The sequence below is a fragment of the Phormidium tenue FACHB-1050 genome (assembly GCF_014696925.1).
GTDB lineage: Bacteria > Cyanobacteriota > Cyanobacteriia > Pseudanabaenales > Pseudanabaenaceae > Pseudanabaena.
The window spans coordinates 74,771-93,292 of record NZ_JACJQY010000019.1 but is presented as its reverse complement, the minus strand read 5'-3'; the positions used below and the strand labels follow the sequence as shown (position 1 = coordinate 93,292).

The 18,522-nt window shown below is 42.6% G+C and carries 19 protein-coding genes; 11 read left to right on the top strand and 8 right to left on the bottom strand.

Annotated features, from left to right (window positions below; translation table 11 throughout):
* Positions 1-429: 429 nt before the first annotated feature.
* Entirely contained in the window at positions 430-1,086 is a 657-nt protein-coding gene (locus H6G05_RS13180; RefSeq protein WP_190578613.1) for a LabA-like NYN domain-containing protein, read from the top strand.
* Between the two features lie 121 nt (positions 1,087-1,207).
* Here H6G05_RS13180 and H6G05_RS13175 read toward each other — a convergent pair whose 3' ends face one another.
* Positions 1,208-1,360 carry a hypothetical protein gene (locus tag H6G05_RS13175; protein ID WP_190578607.1) on the bottom strand — a complete coding sequence of 51 codons (153 nt, stop codon included), beginning with the start codon at positions 1,358-1,360 and terminating at the stop codon, positions 1,208-1,210.
* A 36-nt stretch (positions 1,361-1,396) separates the two neighbouring features.
* Between H6G05_RS13175 and rpsM the strand changes: the two genes are divergently transcribed.
* The 7 genes from rpsM to rpsI all read left to right on the top strand — a co-directional run bounded on the left by rpsM (position 1,397) and on the right by rpsI (position 5,631).
* Positions 1,397-1,780 (top strand): 30S ribosomal protein S13, encoded by a 384-nt coding sequence (rpsM, locus tag H6G05_RS13170; RefSeq protein ID WP_009628987.1) that lies wholly within the window; start codon positions 1,397-1,399, stop codon positions 1,778-1,780.
* A gap of 20 nt (positions 1,781-1,800) precedes the next feature.
* Positions 1,801-2,196 (top strand): 30S ribosomal protein S11, encoded by a 396-nt coding sequence (gene rpsK / locus H6G05_RS13165; RefSeq protein ID WP_009628986.1) that lies wholly within the window; start codon positions 1,801-1,803, stop codon positions 2,194-2,196.
* A 130-nt stretch (positions 2,197-2,326) separates the two neighbouring features.
* Complete coding sequence (locus H6G05_RS13160) at positions 2,327-3,280, top strand: DNA-directed RNA polymerase subunit alpha (RefSeq protein WP_009628985.1); 954 nt, start codon at positions 2,327-2,329, stop codon at positions 3,278-3,280.
* A gap of 59 nt (positions 3,281-3,339) precedes the next feature.
* The gene (rplQ, locus tag H6G05_RS13155; protein ID WP_094530386.1) at positions 3,340-3,774 is read left to right on the top strand and encodes a 50S ribosomal protein L17; all 435 of its coding nucleotides are present in this window, start codon (positions 3,340-3,342) and stop codon (positions 3,772-3,774) included.
* Between the two features lie 18 nt (positions 3,775-3,792).
* Entirely contained in the window at positions 3,793-4,632 is an 840-nt protein-coding gene (gene truA / locus H6G05_RS13150) for a tRNA pseudouridine(38-40) synthase TruA (RefSeq protein ID WP_190578606.1), read from the top strand.
* 105 nt (positions 4,633-4,737) lie between these two features.
* Positions 4,738-5,205: a 50S ribosomal protein L13 gene (rplM, locus tag H6G05_RS13145; RefSeq protein WP_190578605.1), complete on the top strand. Its 468-nt coding sequence runs from the start codon at positions 4,738-4,740 to the stop codon at positions 5,203-5,205.
* A 12-nt stretch (positions 5,206-5,217) separates the two neighbouring features.
* Positions 5,218-5,631: a 30S ribosomal protein S9 gene (gene rpsI / locus H6G05_RS13140; protein WP_094530392.1), complete on the top strand. Its 414-nt coding sequence runs from the start codon at positions 5,218-5,220 to the stop codon at positions 5,629-5,631.
* Positions 5,632-5,708: 77 nt separating this feature from the next.
* Here the strand turns inward: rpsI and H6G05_RS13135 are convergent, their stop codons facing one another.
* Together H6G05_RS13135 and H6G05_RS13130 are read right to left on the bottom strand one after the other, a co-directional pair.
* Positions 5,709-6,242, bottom strand: coding sequence for a hypothetical protein (locus tag H6G05_RS13135; RefSeq protein ID WP_190578604.1), 534 nt, complete (start codon positions 6,240-6,242; stop codon positions 5,709-5,711).
* Between the two features lie 35 nt (positions 6,243-6,277).
* The gene (locus H6G05_RS13130) at positions 6,278-6,661 is read right to left on the bottom strand and encodes an Hpt domain-containing protein (protein ID WP_190578603.1); all 384 of its coding nucleotides are present in this window, start codon (positions 6,659-6,661) and stop codon (positions 6,278-6,280) included.
* A 376-nt stretch (positions 6,662-7,037) separates the two neighbouring features.
* On the opposite strand from H6G05_RS13130, the gene H6G05_RS13125 reads away from it, so the two are divergent.
* Positions 7,038-8,219 (top strand): TRC40/GET3/ArsA family transport-energizing ATPase, encoded by a 1,182-nt coding sequence (locus H6G05_RS13125; RefSeq protein WP_190578602.1) that lies wholly within the window; start codon positions 7,038-7,040, stop codon positions 8,217-8,219.
* A 365-nt stretch (positions 8,220-8,584) separates the two neighbouring features.
* Here H6G05_RS13125 and H6G05_RS13120 read toward each other — a convergent pair whose 3' ends face one another.
* Positions 8,585-9,847, bottom strand: coding sequence for a late competence development ComFB family protein (locus H6G05_RS13120; RefSeq protein WP_190578601.1), 1,263 nt, complete (start codon positions 9,845-9,847; stop codon positions 8,585-8,587).
* A gap of 561 nt (positions 9,848-10,408) precedes the next feature.
* The gene (gene mutS / locus H6G05_RS13115; protein WP_190578600.1) at positions 10,409-13,096 is read right to left on the bottom strand and encodes a DNA mismatch repair protein MutS; all 2,688 of its coding nucleotides are present in this window, start codon (positions 13,094-13,096) and stop codon (positions 10,409-10,411) included.
* A gap of 249 nt (positions 13,097-13,345) precedes the next feature.
* Between mutS and H6G05_RS13110 the strand changes: the two genes are divergently transcribed.
* Both H6G05_RS13110 and H6G05_RS13105 read left to right on the top strand, forming a co-directional pair.
* A complete protein-coding gene (locus H6G05_RS13110) occupies positions 13,346-14,428 on the top strand; it encodes a metallophosphoesterase family protein (RefSeq protein ID WP_190578599.1) in 1,083 nt (360 codons plus the stop codon).
* Between the two features lie 192 nt (positions 14,429-14,620).
* Positions 14,621-15,250 carry a Crp/Fnr family transcriptional regulator gene (locus H6G05_RS13105; RefSeq protein WP_094529820.1) on the top strand — a complete coding sequence of 210 codons (630 nt, stop codon included), beginning with the start codon at positions 14,621-14,623 and terminating at the stop codon, positions 15,248-15,250.
* Between the two features lie 94 nt (positions 15,251-15,344).
* Here H6G05_RS13105 and H6G05_RS13100 read toward each other — a convergent pair whose 3' ends face one another.
* The 3 genes from H6G05_RS13100 to H6G05_RS13090 form a co-directional block, all read right to left on the bottom strand.
* On the bottom strand, positions 15,345-15,896 hold the full coding sequence (locus H6G05_RS13100) for a 50S ribosomal protein L25/general stress protein Ctc (protein WP_094529818.1): 552 nt from the start codon (positions 15,894-15,896) through the stop codon (positions 15,345-15,347).
* 130 nt (positions 15,897-16,026) lie between these two features.
* Positions 16,027-17,340: an adenylosuccinate synthase gene (locus H6G05_RS13095; protein ID WP_190578598.1), complete on the bottom strand. Its 1,314-nt coding sequence runs from the start codon at positions 17,338-17,340 to the stop codon at positions 16,027-16,029.
* 122 nt (positions 17,341-17,462) lie between these two features.
* Complete coding sequence (locus H6G05_RS13090) at positions 17,463-18,521, bottom strand: endonuclease NucS domain-containing protein (protein WP_190578597.1); 1,059 nt, start codon at positions 18,519-18,521, stop codon at positions 17,463-17,465.
* Position 18,522 lies beyond the last annotated feature (1 nt).

Sequence of the window (18,522 nt, the reverse complement as noted above, 5' to 3'; positions counted from 1 at the left end):
ATTGTCAATACTGGAAAAAGAAAAGGCTTTTCCGCTTTTGAGTCCATTCTTATCGCTTTGAATCCTCTCAAATCATTGTTTGCTATAGGTTGAGCAATTACAAATAAATTTATTGTTTTTGTATCCTATTTATAAAAAAATCGTTTATAGTTCCAAGTTTATTTTAGATTTATCTTGACTAACTTTGGATTACTTACTATTAAATTCTCCTAATAATTCTCAAAAAGTCTTGGGATAAAGCAAGTTTCTTTATTGAAAGCTACTTTTAACGTCCGATACTAGCTTTAAATCAGCTATGTGTGAGTTTATTAAAAAATTTTAAGAGGTTCTTCTGAATTAGGTAAACACTTAGGACGGTTTTAAGTATCAATGCTAATACCAAAGCTTCATCCCGCAGCACTAGATAACAAGCGTTCTATAGGCAAAAATATGTTACCTTTTGAGCAAGATTCTGGTTTTAAACCAGACCAAATTTTAGAAAATCGAGGGCGAGTCGCCATCTTCATTGATGGCTCTAATCTTTTCTATGCCGCCCTGCAATTGGGAATTGAAATCGACTACACCAAATTGCTCCTCTGCCTTACGGATGGTTCGCGTTTACTACGCGCATTCTTCTATACAGGAGTTGATCGCACCAATGAAAAGCAACAGGGATTTCTGTTGTGGATGCGTCGCAATGGCTATCGAGTTATTTCTAAAGAGCTAGTACAACTACCCGACGGTTCCAAGAAAGCTAACCTTGATGTCGAAATTGCTGTAGACATGATGGCGCTAATTGGTTCCTATGATACAGCCGTATTAGTGAGTGGCGATGGGGATCTCGCCTACGCAGTTGATGCCGCAAGTTATCGCGGTGTACGTGTTGAAGTGGTCAGTTTGAGATCAATGACCAGCGATCATCTGATTAATGTTGCCGATCGCTACGTCGATCTCGAAGCGATCAAAGAAGATATTATGAAAATATCGCGACCTCAATCGTCCAGTAATTTGCAAAGTAATTTACCCAACACTGCACCATCGATTGCGAGCTATACTTATCGTCCGATCTCTGGAGTTGCATCCATAGACAATGATCGTGATATTTAGGCTTTTAAGATTAAAGATGTGGGGCTATGCCCCACATCTTTAATCTTAAAACACAGATTAATTGCAAAAATATTGACAGAAGTTGCCATTGTCAATATATTATAGAGTTCGCTGTAAAATATTACGTCTTCGTAATTTGCTTCTGTCGATTGTAGCTAACCCACTGCATAGAACGCACGCTCTCACGAAGATAGTGTTGTACAGCCATCCGTCCCGAAATTTGCTCATGAAATACCTGAAAAGGTTTGTCAATAAGTACTTTTAGGGCAACCATAAAATTGAAAACTGACAACAAATTGGGAGACTTATAGTGGCTCGCATTGCAGGAGTTGACCTTCCGCGTGACAAGCGCATCGAAATAGGACTAACGTACATATACGGAATCGGTCTAACTAGCGCCAAAAAAATCTTAGCAGCTACCAAAATAAACCCTGACACAAGGGTTAAAGAACTTACTGATCCTGAAGTAACAACTTTACGCCAAGAGGTAGAATCCAACTTTCAAGTAGAAGGCGATCTGCGTCGTCTCGAAGGTTTAAGCATCAAACGCCTAGTAGACATCGGTTGCTACCGAGGTCGTAGACATCGTATGGGGCTTCCTGTCCGTGGACAACGTACTCGCACCAATGCGCGTACTCGCCGTGGCGGTCGTCGTACTGTCGCAGGTAAGAAGAAGGCTCCAGGTAAGAAGTAAGTAAGGATTAATACGAAACAATGGCTCGTCAAACAACTCGTAGAACTGGCGCACGTAAGAATAAGCGCAATGTCCCTAATGGAGTCGCTTACATCCAGTCTACTTTTAACAACACTATCGTCACGATCGCAGACACTGTTGGAGATGTGATCTCATGGTCTTCGGCTGGTGCTAGTGGCTTTAAGGGCGCGAAGAAGGGCACTCCATTTGCAGCCCAAACTGCTGCCGAATCGGCGGCTAGAAGAGCGATGGAACAAGGAATGCGTCAGGTTGAAGTAATGGTCACAGGTCCTGGATCAGGTCGCGAAACCGCAGTGAGAGCATTACAAGCTGCTGGACTAGAGATCACCCTTATTCGTGACATTACCCCAATCCCCCACAATGGCTGTCGTCCTCCAAAGCGCAGACGTGTGTAATTAATTACGAATTAGAAATTACGAATTAGAAACTAAGCTCATAATTCGTAACTCGTAATTCGTAATTCCCCAATCCTCTAATTTCTCCCTTTGATTTTCGTTTACTCTTGCAGACTAAGTCGGTACAAATATGGCACAGTTTCAGGTTGAGTGCGTTGCATCCCACACAGAAAAAGACAATAGCCAGTACAGCCAATTCGTACTGGAACCACTAGATCGGGGGCAAGGCATTACCATTGGAAATGCGCTCAGACGGGTATTGCTCTCCAATCTTGAGGGTGCGGCCGTCACTGCTGTTCGCATTGCTGGTGTCAACCATGAGTTTGCGACGATTCCAGGCGTGCGGGAAGACGTTTTGGATTTGATGCTCAACTTGAAAGAACTAGTGCTGAAGTCTTATAGCTCAGCACCGCAGATCATTCGTTTGGTAGAGCGCGGTCCAAAATTAGTCACGGCTACCAGTTTCCATTCTTTGCCATCGGACATCGAGATTGTCAATCCTAACCAATACATTGCAACTCTCAGTGAGGGTGCAACTTTGGAGATGGAACTCACAATCGAACGTGGTAAAGGCTATCGCTCGGTAGACCGCTCTAAGGAAGATCACAGTTCTCCGATTGATACACTCAAGATTGATGCTGTGTTTATGCCTGTGCGTAAGGTCAAGTATGAGATTAAGGACGCTCGGATCGGTGATGCGATCAATAAGGAGAGTCTGCTAATCGATATTTGGACAAATGGCAGCATTACACCTCAAGAAGCACTTAGCCAAGCCGCTAGCGTGTTAGTGAACTTGTTCTCGCCCTTGCAAGAAATCACCCTTGCGCCTTCGTTGCCTCAAGAACGTGATGAGCAAGACGAGACTAAGCAAATTCACATTGAAGAATTGCAACTATCTGTTAGAGCTTATAACTGTCTCAAACGCGCTCAGATTAACACTGTTGCGGATTTGTTGGAATACACCCAAGACGATTTACTGGAAATCAAAAACTTTGGTCAAAAGTCGGCTGAGGAAGTTATGGATGCACTTAAACAGCATCTTGGCTTGACCTTAACTGAGTCCAAAGCTTCTAAAGTTCTGTAAAAAAGCAAAATCTCTTTATCTCTAAAGAGTTTGGTTTCATATCCATCTAGTACACACCTATGCGTCACCGTTGTAAAACCCCCCAGCTTAATAAGGCTGCCGATCAGCGCAAAGCTCTCCTACGGGCTTTGACCACTGAGCTAATCCTCAGAGGCGAAATTAAGACCACCAGAGCTAAGGCTGATGCCGTTCGTAGCAGCGTTGATCACATGATTACTCTTGCTAAAGATGGTTCTCTGCACGCTCGTCGTCAAGCGATCTCCTACTTATATGATATTTCGGTCAAAGATGGCGAACCCGTAAGCGATCGTCCTCAGACTAAGACCAAACAAGAACAATTACCTGAAGAAGAGCGTGTAACTACCTTGGTTGACCTATTGTTCACCCAAGCTAAGGATCGCTATGCTGAGCGTAACGGTGGTTATACCCGTATCGTTCGCACAGTTAGCCGTCGCGGCGACAATGCCGAAATGGCGATCTTGCAACTTGTGTAAACATTAAGATGCCTCAAGATGTTCTCTGCTGATTCTGAGTCTCCCCATCGTATTGCTTTAGTTATTCAATATCTAGGTACATACTTCTACGGGTGGCAAAGACAGCCAAATCATCCCAGTGTGCAGCAAACGATTGAAGAAGCGATCGCTAAGATTTGTGGAAAACCAACCGTTTTGCATAGTGCAGGTAGGACTGATACAGGAGTTCATGCTGCGGCTCAAGTAGCGCATTTTGATACGTCTAGCGTGATCCCTCCCCAACGTTGGGCAAAGGTACTTAATAGTTATTTGCCTGAAGGGATCTTAATCTGTGGATCTGCGGAAGTAGCTGACGACTGGCACGCAAGATTTTCGGCGACATGGCGGCGTTATCGTTACACGATTTACACCGCAGCCATTCCGAATTTGTTTGTAAAGCCGTTTAGCTGGCACTATTACCACGATCGCCTTGATGAAAAGCTGATCCATCAAGCCTTGCAGCCGATGTTAGGTGAGCAAGACATGGCAGCATTTCAGAGAGCAGGTTCAAGCCGTCCCCATAGTCGCCTTGAGCTTCAAGAAGCACTATGTTGGCGAGATGGTGATTTTGTCCATGTGGAAGTCCAAGCAAGTGGCTTTTTGTACGGCATGATTCGCCTGTTGGTAGGGCAATTAGTCGATGTGGGGCGTTCGCGTCTGAGTGTCGAAGCCTTTACTAGCATTTGGCAAGAAAAACGTCGTATTGAAGTGAAGTATGCTGCTCCCCCACAAGGATTGTGCCTATTGGCGATCGGTTATGCCGATCATCCCTTTGCAGAGTTCGCATCGCGCAAGCAAACACTAGGTTTAAATGACAGCCATGTACTTAACTTGGTTTGAAGTTTAAAAGCTAACCTGTCCCAAACTCAAAAGTTTGATAAATATATTTCTCAAATATATTTTCCAGATAAATATCATAGATAAATCTCGTTTGTAGAGAAACTAATGACTACAACTACACTTACTCCCAATAAAAGCTACTTACCAAAAGATCCTGATCGCAAATGGTATGTCATTGATGCGGAAGGTCAGCGCCTAGGAAGACTTGCTAGCGCGATCGCGGTAATCCTACGCGGTAAAAATAAGCCCATCTATACGCCCCATTTAGATACTGGCGATTTCGTCGTAGTGATCAACGCCGAAAAAATTGCTGTAACTGGCAAGAAATCCACCCAAAAGCTATACAGAAGACATTCTGGTCGTCCAGGTGGGATGAAGGAAGAGACTTTCGATAAAGTAATCGCTCGTGTTCCTGAACGTGTCCTCGAACATGCGATTAAGGGTATGTTGCCGAAGAATACCCTCGGTCGTCAGCTTTTCACCAAGCTCAAGGTTTATAAGGGTGCTAGCCATCCCCATGAGGCTCAACAGCCTGAAACCTTGGTCATTAACACCATTCCATCGCTGAAGTAGGAGAAATTACAGATGTCAGATACTGAACGTTCTAATCGTGCTGTTTACTGGGGAACTGGTCGTCGTAAAAGAGCGATCGCCCGTGTACGCCTCGTCCCAGGTGAAGGTAAAATCGTGATCAATGGCAAACCAGGTGATCTGTATTTGCAGTTTAACCCAAGCTACATCTCAGGTGTAAAGGCTCCTCTGGAAACCTTAGGCTTGGAAAACGAGTACGATGTTTTGGTCAATGCTCATGGTGGCGGTGTCACTGGTCAAGCTGATGCAATTCGCTTGGGTGTTGCTCGTGCTTTATGTGAACTTGCTCCAGAAAACCGTAAGCCTCTCAAAGTTGAAGGCTACATGACTCGCGATCCCCGTTGTAAGGAACGCAAAAAATACGGACTCAAGAAAGCTCGTAAGGCTCCTCAATACTCGAAACGGTAATTATTTACTTCACAAAAAAAAAGCCTCGCATTGCGAGGCTTTTTTGTTTTAAACATAGGATAGCGCTTTGCGATATCCTATGTTTTTTCAAGACCATGATCTAACACTTCATAGTAAAGCGGTAAGTATCCCGACTTAATGCCACCTTCTTCTTTAGCTTTATCCAAGTTACCGCGCAAAGTATGGCTGTTATGAACGCTGTAGATTTCGTAGCGATCGCCTATAAATACGTAATCAGCAACATCGGTAAACTCTTCACCTTTAACTAGTTGCCAGCGATCGCCTACATAGACAAAATGATAATCGGCAAGATCTGGACTGGATGATGGGCGTTCTACAGCAGCAGATATTTCGCCAATGTAGTGGGGATTTTTATCATTTGGCGGGATAACTTTGCTGGTGACATTGCGATAGAAACAGCTCTCGTTATAGCAAAATCTTAGTTTTGCCATCTTGTTTTTGATATTTTCAAAACGATCCATGATCTGACTTGATGAAGGTTCAGCGGCTGCCGAAACTTTGGGGATAAAGGAGTTTGTGCAGGTTATCCCAAGGCAAATTAGACAGATTAAAAAAATATTGGCAAGCGATCGCCATTGCTTACTGATCATAAAGTTTATAGTTCTTAAAACTATATTATCCATGGCTAAGATTCAATTTTTTTCGGTGCTGACAATAAAGTCGCTGATTTTTCGTGAATAAATAACTCAACAGCTTGTATTTTTCTCAACATATCATTAATAATCTCCAGAGCTTTTTGCTGATCTTGACTTTCATCTAGTTTCTCAAGTTGTCCTGCCAAGGTCTGGATTTGCAAAGCCCCCACATTCGCACTAGAACCTTTTAGGTGATGTGCTTCACCCATAACTATTGACCAATCATTTCCAATAATTGCATCTCGGATTGTTTCAATACGCTGTGAGATATCTTCAACATAAACCTGTAAAACCTCAATCTCAAACTCTATATCTCCTTCTGATATTTGGTTAAGTTGTTCTAAGTTAACAGGTGAGTCTGGTTGCTGATTCATATAGATAAAAGCCTTACAGCGATTAACTAGGCTACTTTAGCTTGTATCTGGCTAAACTACCATGTATACAATCCAAAAATCCAGTTATAGCTGTCGCCATTCTTGTTAGGACATAAAAACCAGATAATGTGAGGCGGCGCTTTGCGCCGCCTCACATTATCTGGTTTTTGATTTGCCCTGATACAGGTGGCTATAGCTATAACTAAAAAAGCTATTCAAAAGCATTTTAGGCGATCGCGATATCGATGTTAGAATGAGAAGCAATTGTAAAGATTTGCAAAGTCAACTATTTATTCAAAATTTATTAGAATTGGCAGTGCTTTGCCTTGTCAAGCCTAATCTCATCAAAATTTAAACAAGACGAGTCATATCGACCATGCGTATCATTTTAATGACAGGAAAAGGCGGCGTTGGTAAAACGTCTGTCGCCGCAGCTACAGGCTTACGCTGTGCTGAATTAGGCTATAAAACTCTAGTACTAAGCACTGACCCTGCTCACTCTCTCGCCGATAGCTTTATGGTCGAGCTAGGACATGATCCTAAGGAAGTACGCCCTAATCTTTGGGGAGCAGAGTTAGATGCCTTACGCGAGCTAGAAGGTAACTGGGGGGCGGTTAAACGCTACATTAGTGAAGTTCTTCAAGCTAGAGGGCTGGAGGGTGTTCAGGCTGAAGAATTGGCAATCTTGCCAGGAATGGATGAGATTTTTGGTTTAGTGCGTGTGAAGCGTCACTATGACGAAAAGGAATATGATGTATTAGTGATTGACTCTGCACCTACGGGGACAGCTCTCCGACTGCTATCTCTGCCAGAAGTAGCAGGTTGGTATATGCGGAAGTTTTATAAACCGTTACAGGGCATGGCTCAGGTTCTTAGTCCTGTATTTGAGCCTATTTTTAAGCGAGTGACTGGTTTCTCATTGCCTAACAAAGAAGTAATGGATGCTCCCTATGAGTTCTATGAAGAATTAGAAGCTTTAGAAAAAATCCTCACAGATAACACCACCACAACCGTCAGACTGGTAACTAATCCTGAAAAGATGGTAATTAATGAGTCCTTGAGGGCGCATTCCTATCTCAGTCTCTACAATGTTGCTACAGATATGGTGATTGCTAATCGGATTATTCCTGAAGAAGTGCAAGATCCATTCTTTAAGGTTTGGAAGGACAATCAGAAGCAATATTGTGAACAAATTCATCGTGATTTCCATCCTCTGCCCATTAAGCAGATTCCACTTTATGCTGAAGAGATGTGTGGGATTGCGGCTTTAGAGCGCTTAAAAGAGACTCTCTATGGTAACGAAGATCCTTCGCAGGTCTATTACAAAGAAAATACAATGCGGGTGGTGGAAGAGAATAAGCAATATCGTTTGGAGTTGTATTTACCAGGTGTGCCGAAAGAGAAGATTGAGTTAACGAAGACTGGTGACGAGCTAAACATCCGCATTGGCAATCATCGCCGTAATTTAGTATTACCTCAAGCTCTATCTGTTCTCCAAACTTCTGGCGCAAAAATGGAAGATGATTATCTGAAAATCCGCTTCTCTACTCCTGCCTAAAACTGAGTAAAAAATTTAGGCGATCTTTTTTATGATTACAGCGCAAAATGGCGTAGCCATTTTGCGCTGTAATCTTTACTGGATTTGATTTGCAAATTCATAAAAGTGTCATCATACTTTTATGAACTCATACATATAGTTGTCGCCAATCTTGTTATACCAACGTACAAAATGGCTACGCCATTTTGTACGTTGAAAACCCTTACTGGGTTTGGTTTTTAATTCCCAAAAGTGTTGCCACACTTTCGTGAATTGGTATAAGACAAATACAAAGGTGATAGCTATAGATAGGAATTACTCAAAAAAAGCAATGTAAGGGCAATTTATGAATTGCCCTTACATTGCTATAGCATTAAACTAAAAAATCAAATAATCCCATCGGCTGCCATTTCTTCGCGGGTGTAGTTAATTGAGAAATCTAAGAAAAACCCATAAAGTTCAATCTCAGAAACCGCTGGGAACAGCCTTAAAGTACTAACGCCTAAATTTTTGGGATTATCGGCGATCCACCCAAAAGCTTCTTTAGTATGTGCGTACACGATTAAGACTTCTCCTTCTGAATTATGGCTAAGAGATAGTTCGGCATCCCCTGGTTTTAAATACATTTCACTGTAAATTTGTCCTAACATGCGCCACTGTTGTCGCCAATAGGTCATCCCCTGCTTCTCCTGATCGATCGCATATTCCGCGAGGGTGGCAATATTTCGCCAAGTAATATCTTCCCTTTGAAAAATTGAACGTAGTTCACTGATAGCTTGTTCACATTCTTCTTCAAACTTGAGTAATGGAATTGGATCGGCTAGCCGACGGGGTGTTTTTCCTAAAGTCATTAGTGATTGAATTACAGTTGATTCAATCTGGCTGGATAGCTGCTCTTTTGCTTTTTGGGTTTGCCAGATTACCCCCTGCTCAGTGGTGGCATACAGGGGGGGGAGACGATTGAGTACATATGCACATACATCATCAATACCAACTTTGCGGGGCAAAACATTTGCCATATGGGTCAATTGATTTTTTATTTCCTGTTTTGCTAAATCCTCTAAAACATTAATTAGGAAATAAGAAGCCGAAAGAATATAAGATTTAAGTTCAGGATTTGGCAATTCAATGTTATTTTGCCAAGACTGAAGATCTTGATGATGAGAGCCTTTATTACGCTGTAAATAGCCTTTAATTTCTCGCAATCGATGGCGATCGTTAATACTTAAACTTGCATATTCTGGTTTGTGACTGATTAGTGTAAGTGCTTCCTGAAACGCTTTTGGCACATCCTGCCATTGCAAAGAAGACTTACAAAAAAGCTTTTGTAGCTTTGCCAGAACATGAGCAGGTGCTTCAACTTTACTAGCCGCAATTTTGGTCGATTTTCGCAAGGGATCACGCTTTACGCCCAGCAGGGCTTGCTGTACTGCGTTGACAATCTGCTGCTGTAGTTCATTGTGGGCGCGTTTACGTTGTTGCAGCCATCCTCGGCTGGTACTTGCATAGAGTACTGGCAATCGATTGAGTGCAAAGGCTGCTACCTCGCTAAGGTTAATCGCTTCAAGGGCTGCTGGGTTGAGATGCTTGGTTTGTTCTTGCACCTCTACAACAACGATTTCCTCAAGGACATTTTTGAGGCTAGTCATAGGTTTTGCTGCTAAAAATTTTACGTTTAATAGCCTGTATGAATACTACTGTCAGTATCAAATTGATGAATAAGATGAATAATTTATAGTAATTTGCGATCGGATAAATAATTAGATTTTATTGAACGTATTACAAAAAAGATACTTTCAACAAAATCTATCTATACCTTCAGCATATAGCGTTTATCCGTCTAGTGAAGTACGGGTTTGTTTCCCCACCTTCGGTGGCGAAACAAACCTTTGGACTTTGCTTGCTGGAAAAGCGCTGTAAAGTACTGTAATTATTCATTTATACGTTGATTTGCAGCTATGTAAGGTTTGCATAGGACATAAAACCCAAAATACAAGTAGCGGTGTTTTGCACCGCTACTTGTATTTTGGGTTTTGATTTGTTCTATCTAACTTTTGCATTGCGATAAATGATTTTTTTAAGACAATAAAACTGAGTTATTAAAATACATCTAATTATTAATTTGCCCAAAGTTATAGCACTTTATAGCAATCTTTAAAAATCTTGAAAAGTAGAGGTTGGCAGTCTTTACCCAAATCATCGCATTTGGTCTATGGAGAATGAGGATCAAAAATTGTCATTTGTGATTCTTTAGGTAAATCCTTAGAAGCTTTTAATGAAGACTTTGATGAGCGATCGCTTGATTGACTATTTGTTTTAGTCGATCCACCCGATCTTAAGCCCGTAGCAATGTGGCTATTTTTAGCAATTTGCTCTAAAACTTGCTTAGCACGACTAATCACACTCGCAGGCAAGCCTGCTAAACGACCCACCTCAATACCATAGGAACGATCTGCGCCGCCTTCTTGGACTTGATGTAAGAAAATGATTTCATCTTCTAGTTCTTTGACCGTAACTTGGAAATTGGCAACATTGGGAAGCAGACTCGCGAGTTCATTGAGTTCATGGTAATGGGTAGCAAAAATACCGCGCGCTTTGATTTTATTGGCGATATATTCAGCGACTGACCAAGCGATCGCCATGCCATCAAAGGTGGAAGTACCGCGACCAATTTCATCGAGTAATACTAGTGAATGATCTTTAGCATGATTGAGAATGTTTGCGGTTTCATTCATTTCCACCATGAAAGTGGATTGACCTGTGGCAAGATCATCGACTGCACCAACGCGAGTAAAGATGCGATCGCAAATTCCTAAAGTTGCGGATTCCGCTGGGACAAAGCTACCTACTTGCGCCATTAATTGAATTAGTCCTACTTGCCGCAAATAGATACTTTTGCCGCTCATATTGGGACCAGTCAGCACAATTAAATCTGGACAATCAGGAGCCTGATCGTCATGCCCTAAATAGGTGGTATTAGGAACAAAGAAACCTGCGGGGAGAGACTGCTCAACTACGGGATGACGACCATTGTAAATAGCGATCGCGCGATCGCTGGTAATTTGGGGACGACAATAGTTATAGGTCACAGCAACTTCAGCAAGACTACACAACACATCGGCGGCAGCGAGGGCTGTGGCAAGAGTTCGCATCGGTTCGATATGTTTAGCGGTGAGCAGCCTCAATTCCACAAACAAGTCATATTCCAATTGCTTGAGTTCACTATCGGAATTAAGAATCCTTGTTTCTCGCTCTTTTAGTTCAGGTGTAATATAACGCTCTTCATTAGTCAGAGTTTGCTTACGGATGTAATCGGCTGGAGCTTGTTCACTCTTGCCGCGAGAGATGCTGATGTAATAGCCAAAGGCTTTATTAAAGCCAACTTTGAGCGTATTAATACCTGTACGTTCCTTTTCCTGCTTCTCAAAAGTTGCTAACCATTCCACGTCATCACGACTTTGTTGACGGAGGCGATCAAGTTGTTCATTTACTCCCGAACGAATAATATTGCCTTCGGTAATGTAAATTGGTGGTTCTTCAACGAGAGTTCTTTGTAATTGATCCCCAAGTTGTAATAGTTCCGATGGTACGGACTGCAAAGCTTTTAAGTAGCGAGAATTCGATCTAGCTACCACATCCGCAACATCACGCATCCTTTCTAGTGATACTGCGACAGCAATTAAATCACGTCCATTTGCCGTACCTGCACCAATCCGACTGCATAAGCGCTCAATGTCATAGATTTGACTAAGACAACTCCTTAAGTTCTTGCGTAAAGAATGCTGCTTTAGGAGTTCTGTAATTGTATCGAGACGTTCATTGATCGCGTTGATATCCTTAAGCGGTTGCAATAGCCAACGGCGCAATGCTCGGCTACCCATGCCCGTGGTGGTTTTGTCTAGAGCCCATAGGAGCGAACTGTAGTAAGTGCCGTCACGCACAGTTTGCGTAATTTCGAGATTGCGGCGCGTTTGATTATCCAGAATTAAGAAGTCAGCGATCGCATAGGTGGAAATCCCTTGCAATGGCATTTTCACGCTTTTTTGAGTGGATTCCAGATATTCTAAAATCCCACCTGCGGCTCTAATTGCTAGAGGTAAAGACTTACAGCCAAAGCCCTCAAGCGATCGCACTCTAAAGGTATCGAGAATCCTCTGTTTAGCTTCAGCTAAGGCAAAGGCAGATTGCGATCGCGGTGTGTAGCAAAAACTCTCAGGTAAGGCGCTATAGGGTTCAGGTAAACTCGATTGCTTTGTTGGCGAAATTCCTTCCCAAAAAGCTTGCGGCTTCTCTGCCTTATAACCGCGAAATAATTGGGGATTAGGGACATCAATGGGAATGAGAACTTCCGCAGGTTGTAAGCGTAATAGTTCTTGAATTAAATGCTCAGTACTATTTAGCTGGGTGACGGAAAACTCACCTGTGGAAATATCAGTATAGGCTAAGCCCCAATTTTCGCCCCCATTAGCGATCGCCACCAAAAAATTATTTTTTTTCGCCGCCAGCATTCCCTCTTCAATCACGGTTCCAGGAGTGATGACCCTTGTGACTTCCCTCCGCACAAGTCCTTGTGCCTCTGAAGCTGCTTCCATCTGATCACAAACAGCGATCGAGTAGCCTTTTTCGACTAACTGATTAGCATAGCGATCGAGGGCATGGTGCGGAATTCCTGCCATGGCGATGCGACCGATCGCCTTACCACCATCACGCCCCGTTAGCACCAATTCCAATTCCCGCGAAATTAGTTCTGCATCCTCAAAAAATGCTTCAAAAAAGTCTCCCAACCTATACAACATCACGGCATGGGGATACTGCTCTTTCATTTCGATATAGTGCAGCATCATTGGTGTGAGGGCAGCACGATTAACTAGAGCCGACGATAGAGCTAGTTCAGCCATTCAAATTTCGATCTTGAAACAATGTAACTAAACTATTGTAAACGTCATTTTGTCTTTGTATAGCTGTCGCCAGTCTTGTTAAGACGCAAACCCAGAAGACGAGTTGCGGCGCGAAGCGCCGCAACTCGTCTTCTGGGTTGTGATTTGTCCTAATACAAATGGTGACAGCTCTATAGCGGCGATCTTGCAATCGCCTATATCTAGCTATACCCTATAATCAAAAGGTAACTATTCATGGTTTGGATCTAGGTGGCACTTAAGTTTAAATTTGCGATCGTCTCCGATTTGCATATCGCATTGCCCCATACGATTTGGCAGCATCCTGCGCGATTTCATCTTGTTGAGTACAGCATCTCCGCATTTGAAGAAGTACTGTCACACCTTGCTAATCTAGATTTAGACTTTCTACTTTTACCAGGGGATCTCACACAGCATGGAGAACCTGAGAATCATCAATGGTTATCGGAGCGACTCGCGAAACTTCCTTATCCCGTCTATGTGATTGCGGGAAACCATGACGTACCAAGGATCGATACCTTTGATAAATTCTCTCCTCACTATACTAGTTTTGGCTTTGAGCATGGACTTAGCGAACCAAATAAACTCTACTATGAATGCGAAGTATTACCGAGAGTTCGTCTAATTGGATTGAACTCTAATCAATTTGATGCTGATGGACAACAAATTGGCTGGATCGATGATGAGCAGTTAGTTTGGTTGCAATCGGTTCTTGAAAACCAAGACTATGAATTGAACTTGGTGACAATTCATCATAATGTGTTGGAACATATGCATGATCAGTCCCGCAATGCTCTCGGTAAGCGCTATATGTTGGGAAATAATGAGCGGCTATGCAAAGTTTTACATCAGGCAAATGTGAAGTTAGTCTTTACTGGACATCTCCATGTGCAGGATATTGCTTATAGCGATCGCTACGACCTCTATGACATCACCACAGGCTCTCTGGTGAGCTATCCTCACCCCTACCGTGTTCTCAATTACATTTCTGATGCAGCAGGCGATCGCTTAGAAATAGAATCTTTTCGAGTCAAGTCGATTCCTGAGCAATCTGATCTACTACATTTCTCACGGGAATGGATGGGAAATCATTCCCATCCGTTTGTCCTCAGGTTGCTTACTCACCCACCTCTAAATTTGCCTGTAGAGTTAGCCGAAACCCTAACGCCACAACTTCGTTACTTTTGGGCATATATTGCTGATGGTGATGCCAAATTTGAGTTCCCTAACTTTCCGCCAGTAGCTAAAGAATATTTTGAAGCATTTAGCGATATTCCACCCAAAGATAACAACATTACGCTAGTTATTAAATAAAAAGTGTGAAGCAGTGCAAAGCACTGCTTCACATTCTGCAAGAATTTAATAGTAATAAAAAGCGTGAGGCGGGGCTTTGCCCCGCCTCACACTCTGCAAGAATTTAAGAAGAATTTATTGATTAGATAAACTAGGCTTAACCCGATAGTGTCGAGAAACACATAGGATCACTAATGTGTACCTCACGCTTTTATGACATATACGTTCTCAAGTTTTGATCTTAACTCCACCCATTCTGTAACTGATTGGCGGCGATCGCTCGAAGAAATTTATCGCGGTCGCACCATGCACACTTACAAGAGTGGACAAATTATTCCCATGTATCCGCATGAAGTATGGGTAGTTTGTCGTGGAGTTGTGCAACTAAATACCTTGCATCCGTCAGGCGATGAAGTTTTGGTTGGCTTTGCAGTACAAGCAATGCCCTTTGGGTTGCCATTAACAAATCTTGAACCTTATCAAGCGATTTCCCTGTCAGATGTTGACTTGATGCGGTTTACCTTGATTGAGCTAGAACAATCACCACAGCTTTATCATGGCATTTTGCAACATCTCAATCGTCGTCTTCAGCAAACGGAAGCTTTGCTAGCACTAGTTAGTAATAAGCGGGTGGAAGAGCGACTCCGCCAAATCCTGCTTCTGCTTAAGCAAGAAGTTGGCATCCCTGTTGACGGTGGAACTCGTCTGACTGTGCGTCTTACGCACCAGCACCTTGCCAGTGCCATTAGCAGCACCCGCGTCACTGTTACTAGAGCGATGAAATTATTACAAGATGAAGGATGGTTAAAAGTCGATCGCGATCGGCATATAGTTCTTGCATAGCAATCATAAAGCCTTTAAAAGTTGATAGGCGGCGCTTCGCGCCGCCTATCAACTTTTAAAGAAATAAAAACAGGGGCGCGAAGCGCCCCTGTTTTTATTTCTTGAGAATGGTAACAACGAGAGCAGTGCTTTCGGTTACAGGCTTAACACCTTCAGGGTAGTTAATTTCGCTAACATGCACACCCTTGCCGATTTCCAGAGGAGCAATATCAATTTCAAAGCTTTCAGGGATATTGCTTGGAGCGCAAGATACACGTACATAGTTCTTGATTGTGTCCACGGAGCCACCGCCAACTTTTACGCCTACAGGTACGCCTACGAAGTGCAAAGGAATGTCTACTTCGATCTTCGACTGAGCCTCGATCGCAAAAAAGCTAAGGTGATAAATATCATTTTTGTAAGGATGATTTTGAACTTCACGCAATAGTGTTTTGCCTTTGAAGTCGCCATCGGTTACATTTACTTCGATCATTGTGTTATTGATCGTAGCTTCGCGCAGTAGAGTAGTTGCTTCTTTAGCATCTAAAGCGATCGAGATCGATTCAGCACCTTTATGTCCATATACAGTTGCAGGAATTTGACCACCGCGACGAAGAGCGCGATTGTTGGCTGGGGGACGTGTAGTAGCGTTAATTTGTAGTTGCATTTTGGTAATTTGTGATTTCTTAATGGCTTTTAGCCGTTAGCGATTAGCTATTGGCTTTTAATTTGTAGTTGTCATTGCCTAGATTTAACCCAGAAGCTAAAAGCTAAAAGCTAGAAGCTGAGTGCCAAATCTAAGCTCTCAACAAACCCCGTTTGGGCCCATGAATGGGGTCTTCCACGATAATGGTTTGTCCTCGGCTTGCACCTAGAGAGATGATTGCGATCGGAGTCCCAGTCAAGTCAGCTAGAAACTTAAGATATTCCTTGGCTTCGGTGGGTAACTCTTCAACGGTTTTACATTCGCTAGTCGATCGCTTCCATCCAGGTAAGGTTTCGTAGATGGGGATCGCTCTAGCAAAAGCTCGTGCGTCACTGGGGAAGTCGTGTGTGACTTTGCCATCAAGTTCGTAGGCGGTACAAACTTTGATTTCTTCGAGATCATCAAGTACGTCAAGCTTCGTGACCGCAAGGCAGTCAAGCCCATTGATCCGCACTGCATAACGACCGATTACGCCGTCAAACCAACCGCAACGACGCTTGCGCCCTGTAGTTGTGCCAAATTCTGCACCAACCTCGCCGATGTGATTGCCAATGTCATCATGCAACTCAGTCGGAAAAGGTCCTTCACCGACGCGAGTTGTGTATGCCTTGGCTACACCAATTACGCGATCGATGCAAGTTGGTCCCACACCAGCGCCGATACAAGCACCACCTGCAACGGGATTTGATGAAGTTACATAGGGATATGTGCCATGATCGAGGTCAAGCAATGTTCCCTGTGCGCCTTCAAACAAAATATTGCGACGCTCACGGATAGCTGCATCGATCTTTAAGGAAGCATCAACTACGTGGGGACGGAGGCGATCGGCATAGCCGCGATATTCTTCAATGATCGCTTCAGCATCAAGTGGTTCTAAATTATATAGCTTTTGTAAAACAATGTTTTTTTGTTCGATCGCCCAACGTAGCTTTTTGGCTAAACGCTGTTCGTCCATTAAGTCAATCATCCGAATACCGACACGCTCGGATTTGTCGGCATAGGTAGGTCCGATGCCACGCCCTGTTGTGCCAATTTTGTGTTCGGCTCGCTGATCCTCTGAGGCGCGATCTAACACACGGTGGTAAGGCATGGTCACATGGGCGGTTTCAGAAATAAACAGGTTGTCTGTCGATATACCCAAATCCTTGAGTCGATCCACTTCTTCTAGAAGCACCTTCGGATCGATCACAGTGCCATTGGCAATGATGCATTCCGTTTTGGGATACAGGATTCCCGAAGGAATCAGGTGTAGCTTAAAGGTGCGATCGCCAACGACGACCGTATGTCCTGCATTATTACCGCCTTGGTAGCGAACAACGACATCTGCGGAGCGGCTCAGCAAATCTGTGATTTTGCCTTTACCTTCATCACCCCACTGTGCCCCAATAACAATTACATTAGCCAAGAGTATTGCTGCTCAATAAAATCTCACAATTGACAATTATCACAAAAGACATGAGCGTTTGTCAATCACTTATGAGCAATTGATCTGTCTTAGAACGTTTTGCTAACTAAAAAATCAAAAATTTAAGTCTTTATTTTACTATCTACCCTTTCTTGCCAATCCGCTAAGGCTATTTCTATCAAACCCTCTAGAGATTGGTCAGTAATTTCTCTATCTGTCATTAACTTATAAGTTTTTGAGTATTGATTCAAAGAATAACTATCACTAGATCTATAGGATTTAGGATCAGGGTTTCTTGATACATTAAGTGAAATCTTTGAATTTTCCTTGTTAAATGCCCACATACGTATTTTTGCAGTTTTTTTCTGGTAAATTTTTTGCGAAATATATCTTTGGTTTGGTATAGGTAACCAGAGAGAAAACTCAAGTTGATAAAATTCATTGATAGGGCGGCTATAGAATTCGGCACACATTTTAGTGGTAGGTATATTGCCATTCTTTTGTGCATAGCCATATCGAGTAATAACTTTTGTACTTACTTCTGCCATTCTTTCGTCAAAATTAAGTATTTTCTCCCTGATCCTTAAAACAAGATCTTTGTCAGAGGAATGACGCTCATCGAGCAAATTCTCAAATGCTCTGGGGATGCGTGGCAATATGTGTAATGTAGTCTGAGAGGTTGTTTCATCTAGGATATATTCCTGTGGATAAGGAATTATCGCAGAGGAAATAGTGGTTTCTTCTTGATCTTTGATATGAAATGTTAGTTGTTTATCATTCTGAATAATTTTAAACTGCCAAAATTCAACTGTGAGTTTGTTATAAGCCTGATCAATATAGTTATGACGATGGAAGTCAGGCTTGATAGCAATTAGGCGGATAGGCTGATCATATTCAATAATTTCAGCTATTGGCTTTTCAGTGGCAAGGCTATGGTAGTAGCGAGTTAATTGCTGTACAACATAGCGGTCTTCTACATTTTTTAACTCAATAATTACCAGTTGTCCTGAATCTGATAGAGCAAGAATATCGCAGCAATCATTCAGGACAATATATTGACGTTTAAGCGGGATTAGCCCAAATAATTTTCCGAGATTATTCCAAACAAAATCTTCTAGATCTGCTTCACTGGCAAACTGCCAACCTTCAGTCTTTTTAATCAAAGATTCTGGATGCAACATA

What these genes read in the sequence shown, in the direction of transcription:
- H6G05_RS13180 (WP_190578613.1), top strand. Translation starts at nt 430, where the DNA reads ATGTTACCTTTTGAGCAAGATTCTGGTTTTAAACCAGACCAAATTTTA.
- H6G05_RS13175 (WP_190578607.1), bottom strand. Translation starts at nt 1,360, where the DNA reads ATGGTTGCCCTAAAAGTACTTATTGACAAACCTTTTCAGGTATTTCAT.
- rpsK (WP_009628986.1), top strand. Translation starts at nt 1,801, where the DNA reads ATGGCTCGTCAAACAACTCGTAGAACTGGCGCACGTAAGAATAAGCGC.
- H6G05_RS13160 (WP_009628985.1), top strand. Translation starts at nt 2,327, where the DNA reads ATGGCACAGTTTCAGGTTGAGTGCGTTGCATCCCACACAGAAAAAGAC.
- rplQ (WP_094530386.1), top strand. Translation starts at nt 3,340, where the DNA reads ATGCGTCACCGTTGTAAAACCCCCCAGCTTAATAAGGCTGCCGATCAG.
- truA (WP_190578606.1), top strand. Translation starts at nt 3,793, where the DNA reads ATGTTCTCTGCTGATTCTGAGTCTCCCCATCGTATTGCTTTAGTTATT.
- rplM (WP_190578605.1), top strand. Translation starts at nt 4,738, where the DNA reads ATGACTACAACTACACTTACTCCCAATAAAAGCTACTTACCAAAAGAT.
- rpsI (WP_094530392.1), top strand. Translation starts at nt 5,218, where the DNA reads ATGTCAGATACTGAACGTTCTAATCGTGCTGTTTACTGGGGAACTGGT.
- H6G05_RS13135 (WP_190578604.1), bottom strand. Translation starts at nt 6,242, where the DNA reads ATGATCAGTAAGCAATGGCGATCGCTTGCCAATATTTTTTTAATCTGT.
- H6G05_RS13130 (WP_190578603.1), bottom strand. Translation starts at nt 6,661, where the DNA reads ATGAATCAGCAACCAGACTCACCTGTTAACTTAGAACAACTTAACCAA.
- H6G05_RS13125 (WP_190578602.1), top strand. Translation starts at nt 7,038, where the DNA reads ATGCGTATCATTTTAATGACAGGAAAAGGCGGCGTTGGTAAAACGTCT.
- H6G05_RS13120 (WP_190578601.1), bottom strand. Translation starts at nt 9,847, where the DNA reads ATGACTAGCCTCAAAAATGTCCTTGAGGAAATCGTTGTTGTAGAGGTG.
- mutS (WP_190578600.1), bottom strand. Translation starts at nt 13,096, where the DNA reads ATGGCTGAACTAGCTCTATCGTCGGCTCTAGTTAATCGTGCTGCCCTC.
- H6G05_RS13105 (WP_094529820.1), top strand. Translation starts at nt 14,621, where the DNA reads ATGACATATACGTTCTCAAGTTTTGATCTTAACTCCACCCATTCTGTA.
- H6G05_RS13100 (WP_094529818.1), bottom strand. Translation starts at nt 15,896, where the DNA reads ATGCAACTACAAATTAACGCTACTACACGTCCCCCAGCCAACAATCGC.
- H6G05_RS13090 (WP_190578597.1), bottom strand. Translation starts at nt 18,521, where the DNA reads ATGTTGCATCCAGAATCTTTGATTAAAAAGACTGAAGGTTGGCAGTTT.